The organism is Paenibacillus sp. FSL P2-0173 (genome assembly GCF_038008045.1).
Classification (GTDB): Bacteria; Bacillota; Bacilli; order Paenibacillales; family Paenibacillaceae; genus Paenibacillus; species Paenibacillus polymyxa_B.
This window is the reverse complement of sequence record NZ_JBBOYK010000003.1, coordinates 597,109-613,580: the sequence shown is the minus strand read 5'-3', so window position 1 is coordinate 613,580 and position 16,472 is coordinate 597,109. Positions and strand designations below refer to the sequence as shown.

Below are 16,472 nucleotides of genomic sequence, written 5' to 3'. Positions count from 1 at the left end.
TGTATAGTAAAGCTACTTTGATAGAGAGGAGCAATTATTAATATATGAATACAACTGAAACATTGCAGCGTTTCGAAGAAACGGCACAACACTATCTTCTTGAATTGGACAGCTTTAGCTTGGAGGAACTGCAATACACACCTCAGGAGGGTCAATGGTCGCTTGGACAAATGTATCTTCATTTGGTGAACTCTGCACTGTATATGCATCTTAAGAACATTGATCTTTGTCTACAGCCTAATGGGGAGACAGGAGTTAAAACGGAGGCAGGCACGGCCATTTTTAATCTGGGGAGCTTTCCGCCAATGCGTATCCAAGTTCCACCATCCCCTCAGTACACTCCCCAACAACCCACTAGCAAAGAAGAAATTGTGGAGGGATTAAACGTCGTGATCCGCAAGATGAGAGAGATTGAGCCGACCGTTGGGAAATCAACAACGCTGTTCACCGTCTCTCATCCCAGTTTTGGTGCGTTGAATGCTGGAGAGTGGTTTGAGCTCATTGAGATGCATTATCGTCATCATCTTTTGCAGAAGGAGCGCTTGAAGCACGCAATAGCCGATTAATCGTCTCCCGACGCAGCCCAATAAACTGGCCGATTTCCTCCTGCGTCAGCACGTCCGTTAACGTGGCGGGTGCGATGTAGGAGTGGAACCAGCGTTGGAGCTTCCGAAGCTTCTCGGCAGGTGACACCTCGGTGAGCTGGTCAATTCGTTGCTGCATCATGCGTAACTTGTCCTGTAGCTGCAAAGCGATAGCCCGACATTGAGCCGGATCTTGCTCCAGCGCCTGATACCATTCTTTTTGCGACAGAACCTCGACCTCAGAGGTTACCAACGCCACCGCTGTACCATAATAAGGATTGGGGCTGATCAGGGAGTGGTGCGGGATGATTTCATCGGGCACAATCACATTAACTAAAATTTGCGAGCCGTCTTCATGGACTCGGACAATTTTTAACAAGCCGCTCTTTAAGTGATATAAAGGGCCGGATTCTCCTTGTCGAAATAAGGTCTCGCCTTTGTTTAATATCATGAACGTAAACAGCCTCCATTCCATGTATTCCAGCTTTTAGATGAACCCGCCATTGACGCGGATCGTTTGCCCGGTAACCCACTGTGATTTGGCGCTGACCAGGAACTCAATCACATCAGCGATATCTTCCGGTTCGCCGAGCCGACCCATAGCATTCATTTTTTTCATGCCTTCGATTTGCTGCTCGGTTTTTCCTGCTTGGAAAAGCTCGGTGTTCACAGGACCGGGAGCCACAGCGTTGATCGTAATTTGCTTGCTTCCGAACTCTTTGGCTAGCTGACGGGTAAATTGCTCCACTGCGCCCTTGGTACCTGCATATACGCTATAGGCTGGGAACATTTGTCCGATCACGGATGTAGACAGGTTCACGATTCTTCCGTAGTTCTCCATATATTTCATGGCTTGCTGACATGCAAAGAAAGTGCCCTTTACATTGAGTGCGAATTGTTTGTCAAAATCTGCTTCGTTTACCTCAGCCAGAGGTTGGGTAATCATCAGCCCAGCGTTGTTAACCAGAATATCCACTTTACCGAATTCAGCAATCGTATTTGTAAATAATGCTTCAATATCACTCATTTTGCCCAGATCAGCGTGAAGTGCTATGGCTTTGCCGCCTTTTTGAAGAATGCTCTTCACGACTTCTTGGGCTTTGTCCGGACTGCTGGCATAATTGATGACTACATTAGCGCCTAGATCAGCCAGTTGCTCGGCAATGGCACGTCCAATCCCTCTGGAGGACCCGGTGATAATTGCTGTTTTTCCGTCCAAATGCTTCATATGTGTTTTGTCCTTCTTTCCTTTATCTATTTTAAGTGATTCCTTTTTCTAAAAGCATCCACACATCCGAAAACTCCTGATTAATCACGGGACTCTTCCATTCGTAAGCATGAGCGGGATGATGAAAACGGGCTGTGGCATAGAAAAGGGTACGCGCCAGTTGGGCTGGCTGATCCGATGTGATGTCCCCGCGTGCAATGATATCAGCGAGCTGATCCACAATGTGTGTGATATGCAGGTCGATTAAATCAGCGGCTTGCTCGGTGACCCTCGTATACATCTCAAACATTTCCTCGTCATCGCGGGCATAATGCTGCTTAAGTTCGACCAAGGTCTGTATATATCGTTTTAAATGTGGCGTTCCCAGTATAAATGAATTCTGACAGACCTCCGTTAACGGGCCAATAATCTTTTCATTCAGCCATTTTTCGGTCACGCCTTCAAGAAGCTCGGCCTTACTTTTAAAGTGTCGGTAAATGGTGCCATGACTTACTCCCAGTACTTTGGCAACATCGGTCACGGAAGTTTTGGCTACACCAAAACGTCTAAGGGTGTCTTCTGTAGCGATGAGAATCTGTTCCTTGGTTAGCACATCTGAGGATTTTTCCATAGGGACACGGTCAAGTGCCGTGTGAGTCACCTCCTTGAAGTCAGGATAACACAAAGAGTATCAAATGACAAATATTCATTTTTGTCATTTGATACTCTTTTTTTAAAGAATCCAAAGAAGTGAACGGAAAAATTACAATAGCGATTCGATGACAGGATCAATGGCACAGGGCTCGGTTGTTACTTCAAACCTTCCTTTTACATGGCCATCGCGATCGACCAAGAATTTAGAAAAGTTCCACTTGATACCGTCGCCAGCGTATATTTCTGGATACTTATCCCGCAGGAAATCCTCCATCCATTGACCGTCTTTGGTCTGGGTATCGAAGCCTTGAAACGGTGCCTGTTGGGTCAGATATTGAAATAAAGGATGAGGAGATGAGCCTCTTACATCCGTCTTCTCAAATAGCGGGAAGGTTACTCCATGGTTCATTTGACAGATTCCCTGAACCTCCGAATGGCTACCCGGCTCTTTTTCATTGAATTGGTTACAAGGAAACGCAAGGATTTCAAAACCTTGTTCCCTCCGTCTTTCGTAGAGCCTCTGCAGATCAGCGAATTGACTGGAGAAGCTACACTTGCTGGCTGTGTTTACAATGAGGAGAACCTTTCCTCTGTAGTCTGAGAATTCAATCGGTTTCCCGTTAATTGAGGTTGCCTGAAAATCATAAATAGACATATTAACGTTCCTCCTCACGTTATTTTTTAATACATCATATATCCAGAATTATTATTGGTCTAATATATTATTGGAATCAACTTTATAGGTATTTGCAATAACTTCGTCATGCAAAGAACACTTTGTTCATTTCTCTCTTGAAATCAAAGAAGACTCGCCTTAAAGAAAGTAGGAGATTTGCCTCTTTCATAGCAAACTGTGGCATTCGCCGTTACCAAGATAGAATATAGATGCATATTCATGTAATGTGTGCAAAAACCCAACAGAATCGAGGGATATTCGTGCCCATTGGAAAGATGATTCAATACAAGGAAATGCGACAACATCCCATTTTACGTTCTCACTTGCCCGAAACCCGCTGGATCAGTAATGCAAGGACTTTACGGATGCTGGATACCTATCGCACAGTCTTCATCAAGCCTAATTATGGGAGTGGAGGAACTGGCATCATACGTGCGAAAAAGCTGGGGAGGAAATATGAGATTCGTTGTGGCTCCAGTCGCAGAGTCGTTAGATCCCACGCCGTAAGAAGAGCAGTTAGAACCTATCGGAGACCTCATCGCCGTTATTTGGTACAGCAAGGACTTAAGTTAGCCAAGTACAAAGGTTCCATTTTTGATGCCAGAGTGTATATGCAGAAGCCGGAATCGGAATGGGTCATTTCAGGAATAACCGGCCGTGTCGCTGCACCTCGAAAAGTCGTTACCAACTATCGGAAGGGAGGACATGCGGCGCCGTTGTCCAAAGTGCTTTTAAGGGTCTTTAAAAATGACAGAACAAAAATGAAAGAGATTCTGGACCAGATCACCGAGCTTTCTAGAATCATTGCCGACACGATAGATACAAATCATCCGGTTCGCGAGCTGGGCATCGATCTTGCTATTGAAAAGAGCGGTCAAATCTGGATTATCGAGGCCAATCCGCATCCCGGACATATGTTGTTCAGGCAGCTCCCCAATCACAAGATGATTCGCAACATTTTGAGAAACAAACGTCGTATTCATCACTAGGATAAAGTTTGTGAAATCATTCATTGATAAGAAAAGAGGAGAACGCCCAAGCAAAGATGCGGGAGCGTTCTTCGTTTTTTTGTTAAATGACTGACGGATTTAAGACGAAGCTTTTATGTTAAAATGTGTCCGCCATCCACATGAAGGACTGTTCCGGTCACAAACTGATTTTGAATCAAATAAATTACACCTCGTGCAACATCCTCGGCAAGTCCAACTCGCTTCACAGGAAGCTTATGCGCGATCGTATCATAGAATTGATTGCGCGTATTTTCAGGCATTTTGCTGCGTGAAGGTGTATCAATAATGCCGGGTGAGACGACATTCACGCGGATGGGAGCAAGCTCTAACGCCAAGGTTTGACCAAGATTCGAAACCGCTGCATTCACAGCACCGAGCGCAGAGGAGCCAATCATCGGCTTGTATGCCACCACTCCTGAAAATAAGGTAATGGAACCCTCGGTTGAAAGTTGAGAAGCTCCGTATTTAGCTGCATAATACTGGCCCCAAAATTTGTTTTCGAATAGCTTGCGGGCTTGATCCGTCTCCAACTGAAGGAATGACCCACCTGAGGTTTCTGCCGCGCTAACGATAAGATGGTCATAGGGGCCGACTTTTTCAAAGAAAGATTTTACCTGCTGCTCATCTGACGTGTCTAGCACATATATTGCAGCACGAGAGCCCAGCATTTCTTTGGCCTTGTGCAATTTATCCTCCGAGCGGCTGGCGATTACCACTTCCGCTCCAAGCGAAATGACTTGCTTAGCTGTTTCTAAACCAATACCTGAGCTTCCACCAATAATGACAATCTTTTGGTTTTGCAAATGGATTCCCTCCTAGTGTTCATCTGGATTTGTTAATCATGTAATACGGCTTGTAGATGTATATCGAGATCAGCAATAAATTTAGGTATATTTGGATTTTTAATAACATCGTAGCATGCAAAGCTTTTCAAAGGCTCCATACCGAGAAATGCATGTGCAGAATGCAAATGCCTGAGTGCGGCTTCTAGACTAGCGCCATTAAAAAATTGAGTTGGATCATTAAAAGCTTTTTCTGGAGCGTTCCAAGTCGTGGAGAACATATATTTCTTGTCGGTTAATAAACCTCCGCTACCATATTCATGAGCACCCGTGAAGAATACACCGTAAGCATAGACTTCATCCATATAAGTCTTTAATAATCCAGGAACGCTGAACCAATAGATAGGGGTTTGGTAAATGACTACATCCGCCCATAAAAATTTTTCTTGTTCTTCGCTGAGGGTATAGCCATTTTGAACAGACGTTGTTTTGATTTTGTTCTCTTCACTTAAGAGACGCACCATATTGTCCATCAATGTTCGGTTCAATTTCCCTTCAGACGAATCATATTTTTGATGACCGTTAATGATTAGTATATTTTTCATCTCTTCACCTCCTCGTATTAGAGAAAACATGACTTGCTACACCGATATTGTATATGTAGTAAGTTTATTTAGGGAAGTAGTGATATTTAATTCATATAGTTTCCTAAATGGAACTATTGTGATACCATTGGGTTTAACAGATATTTTTGGAGGAGTTCCTATGCACGCCCAAGAACCTATTGAATTGACCAAAGGAATACCAGGTAAGCCGTGTCCTATTGCCCAAACACTTGATTTGATCGGAACGAAATGGACTTTTTTAATCATCCGCGACCTTCTTATCGAAGGAACACTGAGATTCAGCCAACTTCAAAAATCCATGAAGGGGATTAGCCCCAAAACGCTTTCCCTACGCCTGAAGGAACTTGAAGATAACGGTCTGTTAGAAAGAAAGGTATATGCCGAGGTTCCCCCGCGTGTTGAATATTCGTTAACGGAAAAAGGGAAGCGACTGGAAGGTGTTTTTATTGAGCTGAAGAGATTTGGCTTAGATTTAAAAGCAGATCATTGAGGGACATGACGCAGTATTCCAAGGTATCGTTGAGCTGAACGATGCCTATTTCTTATATACAAAAAAGGAAGCGCTTACTATAAAGTTCACAGAAAGTTCACTTATGTGGAGGTTTTGACTATTTATATAATTACCAAGGTACACGGAAGGGATGATGGAATTGCCAACAACGAAGAAAGAAGATTTTTATTTTGGTTTAATGATGTGCTTGGGGATGGTCGTATTCATGACATTTTATAATCTATATACAAATGACTTGATTGGCACAATATCTCTAAAAGTAATGTTTCTGCAATTTATTTTATGTTTTATCATTGCTTTCGTATTGGAATTATTTATTGTCGGTCCACTAGCAAAGAAAATAGCCTTCTCATTACCATACGACAAAACTAAAAAGGTATTTGTGATTCTATCCCTCTCATGCTGTATGGTCATTGGAATGGTTCTCTGTATGTCACTTTATGGATTGGGGACAGCTTACTTTTTTAATGGTCTTTCGGGAGACTCATTATTTAAAAATTACTTGTCTTTAGTTTGCAAGAATTTTATTTTTGCTTTCCCTCTGCAGCTCTTAATTGTAGGGCCGCTTGTTCGGTACTTATTTGTTAAATTCGTGAAAGGTACACGAATTGCGGTATCTCTAAGCTAAAAAACGTAGTCAACGACGGTATACGATAGCTCAAAAGCCGCCTTCTGTCTGAGAAGGCGGCTTGTTTTTACGCAGAAATCCCAGTATTTTTACAGCGTTTGTCCGCTGTCCACCGTAATAGTCTGGCCTGTCATGGCTTCCTGTTCCAAAGCAGAGCAGATCATGCTAGCAATATCCTCGGGCGTGGAAATGTGCTGTAGGAGCAAATGAGGAAACAGTTGCTTCATTTGTTCTTCCCTGCCTGCCCACCATCTTGTCGCTACGGCTCCCGGCACGATGCAATTGACTCGAATATCCGGTGCCAGTGCTCGTGCTAAAGATTTGGTCAGCCCGTGGACGGCCGCTTTGGATACCGCATAGGGAAGAGAGGAACCTAGCCCTGTTTGTCCTGCTATACTTCCCAGATTGACGATAGCTCCTTGTTTACTACGCTTCATAAAAGGAGCTACGGCTCTGGCGCAGTAAAACATGCCTTTTACATTTACATCAAATAGATCATCCCATACCTCTTCCGTGGCTGCCTCCAGATCATCCATAGGAATGTGATGTGTAATGCTAGCGTTATTCACAAGTATATCAATCGTACCGAATTGATGGACAATCTGGTCAACCATAATTCGAACTTCCTGATCTCGGGAAACATCTGCCTGTAATGCGATAGCACGTCCGCCTTTTTCAAGGATCATACGTACAGTTTCCTCAGCATCGTTTTTAGAGCGGGAATAGTTTACGACTACCGTAGCTTTTCGATCTGCCAAGGCCATACATACGGCTCTCCCAATTCCTGTACCTCCACCTGTAACCAGTGCTACTTTTTGATGTAAATCCATATATATTCGCTCCTTCCCATCCAGTTCATTTTGCGTCTGAAAAATAATATGATCTGATATGTATCATTGTAGAAGATGTATTGTGTTCTGTATAATTGAATTAACTGAATTTACAATTCAATAAAATTGAATTAATTGTGCATATAGGAGTTTGAGAATGGACATTAAAACACTCAAAACATTTCAAATGATTGTGAATTACGGGAGTTTTATTCGTGCAGCGGAAGAGTTGAATTATGCACAATCTACTGTGACGATGCAAATACAGAAGCTGGAGTCCGATATGGGAATTCAACTGATCGAACGGGGCAAGAAAATAAAGTTAACTGAAGCGGGCAGGATGTTTTACGAGCAAAGTCTACATATTGTAAAGGATATGGAGCAATTGCAGGAAAATATGGACAATCTGCAAAGAGGAACCGCAGGCGACCTTCGTATAGGAGTGACCGAACCGACTGCCAGTTACCGACTACCAGAAATTTTAAAACGATTCTTAACCCATTATCCGAACATTCGGGTTTCTGTTGAGTTTGGGAATACCCCTACTCTAAGCGAGCGTGTTCTCAAGGGGGATATTGATTTAGCGCTGTGCTCCGCACCGGATTTGGGCACAGAGCTATATTTTGAACCTTTATTTAGGGAGAGATTTGTAGTATTGATGCCTGAAAATCACCCGCTTGCGCAAAAAGAAAAGATTGGGCCGGAGGATTTACAGGGGCAGCGGTTGCTTATTACGTCGGCCACCTGTCCATATCGTCGCAAACTTGAAATGGTCATGAAGGAATATGGAATAACCATATTAAACACGATGGAAATTGGCAGCATGACGGCTCTGAAATTTTATGTGGAGAGCGATTTAGGTATTGCACTTGTGCCACAAATTCTGGTCAGTTCTGTCCCAGCAGGAACAGCGGTGAGGGAATTAAGCGGCAGCCTGATCGATATGACCTTCGGCCTTCTTTGCAAAGCAACAGACTATCCGCTAAAGCCGGCAGGTTCAAGCCTATACTCTGTGTTGAAGCAGGAGCTTGGGGAGTTGCCTGGGAGCATTAAGCTAGAGTAGCGAGTATGCAGGGAATTGTGTTTTCTGTCACCTTCTGATGTAAATACAGTACGGTATAAAACCGACTGCAATAGGCAGTCGGTTCGTTGTTTACTTTTTCTTAATCGGAATCCAAACTTCACTTCGGTAGTCTTCAGCATGTGAATCGCCCATAGTATACACTTCCAGTTCCGGGCCGCCTGAATGCTCATAATTACTGGCAGGGAACCATTCCTGAAAAATTCTTTGCCATACCTTTTGGATCGAGTGAGGCATAGGGCCGATGGATGTAAATACTGCCCAGGTTGAAGCCGGAATGGTTCTGGATTCCAGCCCATTCGCGGTCGCTACGTCTTCGCTGCCTTCTGCGGCAATCAGGTACGTGAATTTCTCTTCTCCATGTTTGAAATCCAAACAAATACCGAGGATGTCGTCGCCTGTTCCCAAGGCATGAATCTGATCCGATGTACCATCCGCATTCAGTTCGTTCCAGAATTTTGGGATTTCTCGAAGATTATCGCCGTTCTTAGTGGTGACTTGAATGGACTTGCCAATGACCGTAAAGGCCGCCTTCTCTATAATTTTGTAATCCATTTCCTGATCTCCCTTCAACGATAAATGGAAGGTGATACGTGGAAAGGCTTTCAGGTTTACCCCAGGGCTTCTGGCCTCAGAGGGCGAAATACCGTGTACCCTTCGGAACGCTTTAGAAAAAGATTCGGGGGAATCATATCCGTATTTGAACGCTACATCCAGCACCTTGGCGGAAGAAAGACTCAATTCCTGAGCAGCCAAGGTCAATCGACGTTTGCGCACATATTCTGCAACCGTAACGCCGGTTAGCATATGAAACATACGCTGAAAATGGAAAGGAGACGAGTAGGCTGCCTTTGCAATTTCATCGATATCGAGTGACTGCTGCATTCTCTCTTCCATCAGATCCAGTGCGTTCTTGATCCGAAGCAACCATTCCAACCGCATCACCTTCCTTAGTTGTAATCATATCATTAGGAGTATCTGTAATCCTGTCTTTGCGTGCTCTTATCGAACAGGTTCTGTCGCCTAGTTTAATGTGGCTTGTACTTTGTTTCAAGATATAATTTCACGCTAAAATTTTGGAGAAACCATGTGCCTGCCCCCTTGTGTTCATAATTAAAATTTGGGACAATGGAAGAGGCGTTTAAATAGCGCAGATTGCTTAAACATGCTATGATGCAATGATGGTTGAGACGAATGGTGCGTGCTTAGTTTCATATAGAGGAAGACGAATTTGAATGTTTTGAAAAGAGGATCGAACATGAAAAAAGAATCCATTTATGGATTAACGCTAGATCAATTGACAGCATGGCTCATCGAGCATGGACATAAGAAATCCCGGGCATTGCAGGTATGGGACGCATTGTACCGGAAGCGGGTTACTGATTTTGCAGCGATGGCAGAGGTTCATGAGGATTGTACTCGCCTGTTGGCCGAGCATTTTTCCATTGAAACACTTGAAGAACACGTGAAGCAACAGTCAGCAGACGGGACGGTCAAGTTCTTGTTCCGGCTTCAGGATGGTAATTTGATTGAGACAGTATTGATGCGGCATAAGTTTGGTTTATCTGTATGTGTGACTACGCAGGTAGGATGTAACATTGGGTGCAGCTTCTGTGCGAGCGGATTGTTGAAGAAGAGCCGTGACCTGTCCAGCGGTGAAATTGTAGAGCAAATTATGAAGGTCCAGCTGTATCTGGATCAGGAACGACCGGGCGACCAGGTCAGTCACGTTGTTGTGATGGGAATTGGCGAACCGTTTGATAACTTCGTGAACCTGTCCGATTTCATTCGGGTCATTAAGGATCACAAAGGGCTAGCGATTGGGCCACGGCATATTACCGTTTCCACAAGTGGACTGGCTGATAAAATCATTGAATTTGCAGATTCCGACCTGCATGTCAATTTGGCGATCTCCCTCCACGCTCCGAATAATGAGATTCGTACTCGCATTATGAAGATCAACCGGGCGATTCCGATTGAGAAACTCATGCAGGCGATTGATTATTATTTGGACAAAACAAATCGTCGGATTACGCTGGAGTACATCTTGCTGAAGGATGTTAATGACGGTAAGGAGCACGCGCTCGAACTGGCTGAGCTGGTGGGCCATCGCCGTAATCTGGCCAATGTAAACCTGATTCCGTACAATCCGGTGGATGAGCATAGCCAATACCAGCGGAGTGAGTCGGAGTCGATTACTGGCTTCTATGATGTTCTGAAAAAACAAGGCATTAGCTGTAGTGTTCGGCTGGAGCATGGAGTCGATATTGACGCGGCCTGCGGGCAGCTACGCAGCAAGCAAATCCGCAAGGATGCCAAGGGTAGCCGCAATGCGGAGCGCGAAGCCATTAGTTAAATACACAAGCGTACTCTCTAACAGGAGTACGCTTTTTTATATCACGAGCCGCAGGGCGAAACGTTACCCGAAAATGTGAAAATAGTCACGTAATAGTTGCTGCTTTTACGTTATAGTGAGTGGTTAGTGGAGGGGTTATATGGCTAACGTAATTTCGAATGTGGCGCTCGTTCCGGGCATTTATGTGATGAAAATAGAGGGAAAGTTTAAAGGGAACATGGGGCAGTTTTACATGCTGCGCAGCGGGACAGGTTACCCACTGCTGCCCAGACCCATCAGCATTTATGATATCGGGGAAGAGAGTATTTCCTTTTTGTACCGGGTTGTTGGAGAGGGGACAAATTTGTTTTCCCAATTACAGCCTGGTCAGGAGATTCATTTAGAAGGACCTTTCGGAAACGGATTTCCGCAGGTAGAGGGTAGTTTGGCTTTGATCGGCGGTGGCATGGGTACAGCTCCGTTGCTGTTGGCTGCAAAGTATTACCCGCATGCGCACGTTTATTTGGGGTTTGCACAGCAAGCCTTTGGGGTTGAAGCGTTCGAAGCTGTGGCGGCATCTGTGCAGGTCAAGGTAGGGGGAAGCATCGTCGAACAGGTCGATCCGACGCTTTATGCAAATATGTTCTCCTGCGGGCCAACTCCGATGTTGCAAGCACTCGCCATGAAAACGGTGGATACGTCATCCCGTTTATATATTTCAACTGAAAGACACATGGCCTGTGGTATTGGCGCATGTTTGGGCTGTACGATGCGTACCCGTGGAGGCAATCGAAGGGTATGTAAAGAAGGGCCTGTATTCCCGGTGGAGGAGGTGGAGTTTGATGATCTCCATGGTGTGTAATATTGCGGGTGTACCATTCAAGAACCCGATCATCATGGCTTCCGGTACGTTTGGATTCGGACGTGAGTATGCGGAATTTTATTCTCCTGAATTATTGGGTGGTATCGTCGGCAAGGGACTGACCCTGCATCCGAAGGCTGGTAATACGGGATCACGAATACATGAGACAGCATCGGGCATGCTCAATAGTGTGGGGCTGGAGAATCCGGGTGTTGCCGCCTTTTTGAAGGATGAGCTGGATGACATGACACGCTGGAACACGGCTGTTATTGCCAATGTGGGCGGCTCCAATCTGGAGGAATACGTTCAGGCCGTAGCGATGATTACGGAAAACGCGCAAAAGCGTCGCACAATGAACCGCAGAGGCGTTGATATGCTGGAATTGAACATTTCATGTCCCAATGTGAAGCAGGGTGGAATGCAATTTGGTATCCAGACGGAGGTAGCGCGGGAGGTTGTGCGCCAGGTGCGCAATGTGACGGCGCTTCCGTTGGTCGTCAAATTGTCTCCAAACGCAGAGAACATCACACAGATGGCGGTTATGTGCGAGGAAGAAGGCGCAGACGGAGTTTCGCTGATCAATACATTTTCTGCAATGAAAATAGATATACGCCGGCGTCGCAGTGTCTTCGCCAACACGTATGCTGGTCTTTCCGGCCCGGCAATTAAACCGATTGCCTTGCGCATGGTTCACCAGGTGGCACAGGCGGTGTCGATTCCGGTGATCGGGATGGGCGGGATTAGCTCGGTGGAGGATATTATTGAATTCACCATGGCAGGGGCCGCTGCCATTCAGGTGGGAACGTACAATTTTGTTCATTTACATGCAGGGGCTGAGCTGGTACATGGCCTTGAACAATGGATGCAGCGGGAAAAGGTGCAGTCATTGGATGAGATACGGGGAATTTTGTGAATTTGGAACCTTTTTGCATACACTAATTCATATAGAACCGGCTTGTCTTTAAAAGACAAGTCGGTTTTATTTATTTTACTGAAATAGCCAAGCATCAACTAGTGGTTAATATCGCACTTGTTCAAGATGAACGAAATTTGATTTTCCAGCCGATGAATGGCTTCCTCGGACGCCTGGTCGTTCGCACCTTGTTTCTGAAGCGCGCAGAGCTTGCAGAATAAGAAGGAAATTGTCAAACGATGTCGAATATCAAGGGAATATAGGGTCAGAGAGATAGGCTCTTATTCCTAATGGAGAGCTTAACAAAAAAGCTAGGTGATGGGGTTGCGATTAAAAAGTAAGTCGAAACCGAGACGACAATTCAAGGTTTCGCTACAATTCATGATTATTATTTTGGTTGTTTTAGTTATCATTATTTCTTTAATTATATCCTTGCTTCTCATTCGTAATTTCGTGATTAACAAGCATTTTGATAATACGAAGGAAAAACTTTCGGGTATTGCCAAGATGGTTGCCAGTGACAACGATGTTATTCGTAATGTTGAGCAGGGAGTTCCTGTGAAGCAGATCCAAGACTACTCGCTTGGAGTCATGCACAACGTTAATGTGGATTTCGTTGTCATTTTGAATCACGATTTAATTCGGCTATCTCATCCGGATGCAACGATGGTTGGCAAACCGTTCTCTGATTTGAATGATGCCAGAAGAGCGCTATCCGGTCAGGGACATTTTTCTGAGAATATAGGTATTTTGGGCAAAGGTTACCGATATTTTACGCCGATATTTAATCAACAGCATGAGGTCATTGGCATTGTATGTGTAGGGCTGACCATGAGAACCCTAAATCATGATTTGATGCAGGCGCAGTATACCATTTTTGGGGGGCTGATGCTGGGGCTCTTTAGTGGAGTTCTGGGCGCGATCATTCTGGCTCAGAAAATCAAAACGATTTTATTTGGGCTTGAGCCGCAAGAGATAGCGACACGATTGCGTGAAAAAGAAATTATTGAAAATGAGGTCGCTGAAGGAATTATAGCCATTTCGGCTGACAAGAAAATTATGCTCATGAACAAAGAAGCTCAGGCCAAGTATCAACTGGCAAACCAAGAGATGAAAGCCCCGATTGGCGAGCAGCTAGATACCAACTTTTATAACGTGCTCTTCAAGAGAGTGTTTGATGATAAAAAGAAAATCAAGGATCGCTCATTTTATGTGAATGGTATAGAAGTCATTGCGACAGTAACCCCTATATATATTGAAAATGAGTTTTTTGGGGCAGTTGCAACGCTGCGCGACCAATCCGAGATGATCCATCTCAGCAACCAGTTAAGTGGTACAAAATATTATATTAACTCCCTTCGCGGACAGACCCATGAATTTATGAACAAAATGCACGTAATATCCGGCCTGATTGAAATGAGGAAATATGCGGAGGTCAGTCAATATATTCAGCAGCTAAATCACCGGTATCAAGATGAGGTAGGCTTTTTGACTGAGAGAATTAAAGTTCCGGCATTAGCAGGTTTTATTATGGGTAAAATCAATGAAGCACGCGAACAGAATATTTCGGTTCTTCTTGCAGAAAGCTCGGATGTCTCTAATGTGGAGATGCAGGATATCGTTCATGATGTCATACACATCCTGGGTAATTTTTTTGACAACGCCATAGATTCCATCTTACAAAAAAAAGAACCCGGCAAAATTGAGCTGAAATTGAATTATGAGTATGAGGGAAATGTATTCATTTTGAAAGTGAAAGATAATGGGTTGGGGATTGATTTTGAGATGCAAAAAAGGATATTCGAGCATGGCTTTTCAACCAAAGGAGAAGACAGAGGCTACGGCTTGAATCTGGTTAAAACCATGGTGGAAAATCATCAAGGAATCATTGAGCTTGATAGCCAACCGGGTCTCGGAACAAGTATATATGTAGAGTTGCCCTGTACATTGGAGGTGACAAATGAATGAAAGTTCTAATTGTTGAGGATGATCCGATGGTTGCTGAGCTCAATCAACAGTTTATCGAGCGCATGGACAATTTGGATGTTGTATGTAAGGCAGATACCGTCAAGAAAGCACAGGACTGCCTTCAAAAATGGTCACCGGATCTGGTATTACTGGACGTTTATTTACCTGGAAAAAGCGGATTAACTTTATTATCACATATGCAGGAGCATCAGTATCATGCTTCAGTTATTTTAATTACGGCTGCAAAAGATATTCAGACGGTGAAGGAAGCTGTTTTTTATGGTGTTGCAGACTATTTAATTAAGCCCTTTACATTCGAACGCTTTAGACTGGCTGTTGAGAAAATCCAGCGTCTGGCCACGGTGATGGAGGAAGGGAACGGAATTAATCAAGCTGTTATTGACCATTATTTTAATAAAGAAGAGCATGCGGGTGTGGAAAAGAAAAAACCTGTTGAACATCCATCGCATAATCTACCGAAAAACCTATCTAAAAATTTGTCCAAACTGACCATGACCACGATACTGAAGAATATTCAAGAGCTGGACGGACCATTCTCGGTTGAAACATTAGCCAGAGAAGTGGACTTGTCCCGTATCACGGTAAAAAAATATATTCAGTTCCTGGTGGACGATGGCTTTCTAGTTGAATCGATAGAATACCACAAGGTTGGCAGGCCGCTAATGCTCTATCAGTTGAATCCTGATATAAAAGAACCGCCATTTCCGATGTAATCTGGAAATAGCGGTTCTTTTTTGTTCAACAAGAGTACCGAGCTTCCTAATTATTTCATAGAGAGAACAGGAAGTGGGACTAGGTTATCCGAAGAATGAGTTGTAACGATATCATGGAAGTTGTCGTAGCTAGTTTCAATCATGTTGGATAACGCCGTAACGGTATTCGAGCCAGCATGAGGCGTTACCAAAACTCTTGGATACAGCTCCACAAGCTTCTGGATCGTTGGGTCCGGGAGCATTTGCCATGGTTCAAATGCTCTAAAGAATAATTCATCTTCTTTAGGGAAGACATCCGTAGCGAAGCCCTCCAGATGGTTACTGAGCAAAGCGTCCAAAATGGCTTGGTTATCTTGTAATTCTCCACGTGATGTATTGATAAGAATAGATCCCTTTTTCATTTTTGCCAAAAAGCTGGCGTTAATCATTTTGTCGTTCTGTCCCGGCAGATAAGGAACGTGCACACTAACGACATCACTCTCTGCCAGTAATTCATCCAAGGTTGTGAATGGAATGACTTCCTTGGCCGCATCTGATTGGTACACATCATAACCAATAACAGAGGCTCCCAATCCTTTAAACAATTTGGCCTCCGTCAGACCAATGCGACCAACCCCGATAATCCCAACTTTACAGTTATGGATCTCTTTGCTGAATGTATGCTCATCCACAATAAAATTTTTGAACGAGCTTTTGGTAGTCATATAAGCGGTGTGTCGGAACAGCATCATTGCTAAAGTTAGGGAGAGCTCGGCGATGGCATTCGGAGAGTAGGATGGCACGCGTGCCACCTTCATTCCGAATTCGCTGCAGGCATCCAAATCAATGTGGTTGATTCCGACTGTTCTGGTGAAAACATATTGAATGCCGTATTCATTGAATTTTGTGATATTTTCCCGATTGGCAGCACAGTTTCCTCTTAGCAAAACGGCATCGTGATGCTGTGCCAATTCTGCATTGCTGGTGGTTAACAACTCTTCTACTAGCGTTAGTTGGAAGTTATATTTATTGAGATCCTGGAAATAGGGTTTCTCATAAGAACGGACACCATAGCAAATGATTTTTAACATG

19 protein-coding genes are annotated in these 16,472 nt (G+C 44.1%); 10 read left to right on the top strand and 9 right to left on the bottom strand.

What is annotated here, in order from left to right; genetic code table 11:
• Positions 1-44 precede the first annotated feature (44 nt).
• Positions 45-566, top strand: coding sequence for a DinB family protein (locus MKX30_RS19150; protein ID WP_023991015.1), 522 nt, complete (start codon positions 45-47; stop codon positions 564-566).
• Here MKX30_RS19150 and MKX30_RS19145 read toward each other — a convergent pair.
• The 4 genes from MKX30_RS19145 to MKX30_RS19130 all read right to left on the bottom strand — a co-directional run bounded on the left by MKX30_RS19145 (position 499) and on the right by MKX30_RS19130 (position 3,100).
• Positions 499-1,035 (bottom strand): Crp/Fnr family transcriptional regulator, encoded by a 537-nt coding sequence (locus tag MKX30_RS19145; protein WP_023991014.1) that lies wholly within the window; start codon positions 1,033-1,035, stop codon positions 499-501. The genes MKX30_RS19150 and MKX30_RS19145 overlap by 68 nt on opposite strands.
• Positions 1,036-1,071: 36 nt before the next feature.
• On the bottom strand, positions 1,072-1,812 hold the full coding sequence (locus MKX30_RS19140) for an SDR family oxidoreductase (RefSeq protein ID WP_053326433.1): 741 nt from the start codon (positions 1,810-1,812) through the stop codon (positions 1,072-1,074).
• A gap of 31 nt (positions 1,813-1,843) precedes the next feature.
• Positions 1,844-2,422: a TetR/AcrR family transcriptional regulator gene (locus tag MKX30_RS19135; protein ID WP_028540896.1), complete on the bottom strand. Its 579-nt coding sequence runs from the start codon at positions 2,420-2,422 to the stop codon at positions 1,844-1,846.
• A 132-nt stretch (positions 2,423-2,554) separates the two neighbouring features.
• On the bottom strand, positions 2,555-3,100 hold the full coding sequence (locus tag MKX30_RS19130) for a glutathione peroxidase (protein ID WP_023991011.1): 546 nt from the start codon (positions 3,098-3,100) through the stop codon (positions 2,555-2,557).
• 281 nt (positions 3,101-3,381) lie between these two features.
• Here MKX30_RS19130 and MKX30_RS19125 point away from each other — a divergent pair, with 281 nt between their 5' ends.
• Entirely contained in the window at positions 3,382-4,110 is a 729-nt protein-coding gene (locus MKX30_RS19125) for a YheC/YheD family protein (protein ID WP_023991010.1), read from the top strand.
• 113 nt (positions 4,111-4,223) lie between these two features.
• On the opposite strand, the gene MKX30_RS19120 is transcribed toward MKX30_RS19125, so the two are convergent.
• Positions 4,224-4,934 (bottom strand): SDR family oxidoreductase, encoded by a 711-nt coding sequence (locus MKX30_RS19120; protein WP_076156682.1) that lies wholly within the window; start codon positions 4,932-4,934, stop codon positions 4,224-4,226.
• 32 nt (positions 4,935-4,966) lie between these two features.
• Entirely contained in the window at positions 4,967-5,518 is a 552-nt protein-coding gene (locus MKX30_RS19115) for an NAD(P)H-dependent oxidoreductase (RefSeq protein WP_068939180.1), read from the bottom strand.
• Positions 5,519-5,678: 160 nt separating this feature from the next.
• Between MKX30_RS19115 and MKX30_RS19110 the strand changes: the two genes are divergently transcribed.
• A complete protein-coding gene (locus MKX30_RS19110) occupies positions 5,679-6,029 on the top strand; it encodes a winged helix-turn-helix transcriptional regulator (protein WP_013312645.1) in 351 nt (116 codons plus the stop codon).
• A gap of 160 nt (positions 6,030-6,189) precedes the next feature.
• Positions 6,190-6,678 (top strand): hypothetical protein, encoded by a 489-nt coding sequence (locus MKX30_RS19105; RefSeq protein WP_068939341.1) that lies wholly within the window; start codon positions 6,190-6,192, stop codon positions 6,676-6,678.
• 89 nt (positions 6,679-6,767) lie between these two features.
• Here the strand turns inward: MKX30_RS19105 and MKX30_RS19100 are convergent, their stop codons facing one another.
• Complete coding sequence (locus MKX30_RS19100; RefSeq protein WP_075154959.1) at positions 6,768-7,508, bottom strand: SDR family NAD(P)-dependent oxidoreductase; 741 nt, start codon at positions 7,506-7,508, stop codon at positions 6,768-6,770.
• A 157-nt stretch (positions 7,509-7,665) separates the two neighbouring features.
• On the opposite strand from MKX30_RS19100, the gene MKX30_RS19095 reads away from it, so the two are divergent.
• On the top strand, positions 7,666-8,571 hold the full coding sequence (locus MKX30_RS19095) for a LysR family transcriptional regulator (RefSeq protein ID WP_023991005.1): 906 nt from the start codon (positions 7,666-7,668) through the stop codon (positions 8,569-8,571).
• A 90-nt stretch (positions 8,572-8,661) separates the two neighbouring features.
• Here the strand turns inward: MKX30_RS19095 and MKX30_RS19090 are convergent, their stop codons facing one another.
• On the bottom strand, positions 8,662-9,531 hold the full coding sequence (locus MKX30_RS19090) for an AraC family transcriptional regulator (protein WP_076264582.1): 870 nt from the start codon (positions 9,529-9,531) through the stop codon (positions 8,662-8,664).
• Positions 9,532-9,847: 316 nt separating this feature from the next.
• On the opposite strand from MKX30_RS19090, the gene rlmN reads away from it, so the two are divergent.
• The 5 genes from rlmN to MKX30_RS19065 all read left to right on the top strand — a co-directional run bounded on the left by rlmN (position 9,848) and on the right by MKX30_RS19065 (position 15,401).
• Positions 9,848-10,945 carry a 23S rRNA (adenine(2503)-C(2))-methyltransferase RlmN gene (gene rlmN, locus MKX30_RS19085; RefSeq protein WP_023991003.1) on the top strand — a complete coding sequence of 366 codons (1,098 nt, stop codon included), beginning with the start codon at positions 9,848-9,850 and terminating at the stop codon, positions 10,943-10,945.
• A gap of 139 nt (positions 10,946-11,084) precedes the next feature.
• Positions 11,085-11,786, top strand: coding sequence for a dihydroorotate dehydrogenase electron transfer subunit (locus MKX30_RS19080; RefSeq protein WP_023991002.1), 702 nt, complete (start codon positions 11,085-11,087; stop codon positions 11,784-11,786).
• On the top strand, positions 11,767-12,699 hold the full coding sequence (locus tag MKX30_RS19075; protein WP_023991001.1) for a dihydroorotate dehydrogenase: 933 nt from the start codon (positions 11,767-11,769) through the stop codon (positions 12,697-12,699). Before MKX30_RS19080 ends, MKX30_RS19075 begins: the two co-directional genes overlap by 20 nt.
• Positions 12,700-13,080: 381 nt before the next feature.
• Positions 13,081-14,667 (top strand): ATP-binding protein, encoded by a 1,587-nt coding sequence (locus tag MKX30_RS19070; protein WP_068939340.1) that lies wholly within the window; start codon positions 13,081-13,083, stop codon positions 14,665-14,667.
• Positions 14,664-15,401, top strand: coding sequence for a response regulator (locus MKX30_RS19065; protein ID WP_023990998.1), 738 nt, complete (start codon positions 14,664-14,666; stop codon positions 15,399-15,401). Before MKX30_RS19070 ends, MKX30_RS19065 begins: the two co-directional genes overlap by 4 nt.
• Positions 15,402-15,451: 50 nt before the next feature.
• On the opposite strand, the gene MKX30_RS19060 is transcribed toward MKX30_RS19065, so the two are convergent.
• Entirely contained in the window at positions 15,452-16,471 is a 1,020-nt protein-coding gene (locus tag MKX30_RS19060) for a 2-hydroxyacid dehydrogenase (RefSeq protein WP_028540889.1), read from the bottom strand.
• Between the last annotated feature and the right edge of the window lies 1 nt (position 16,472).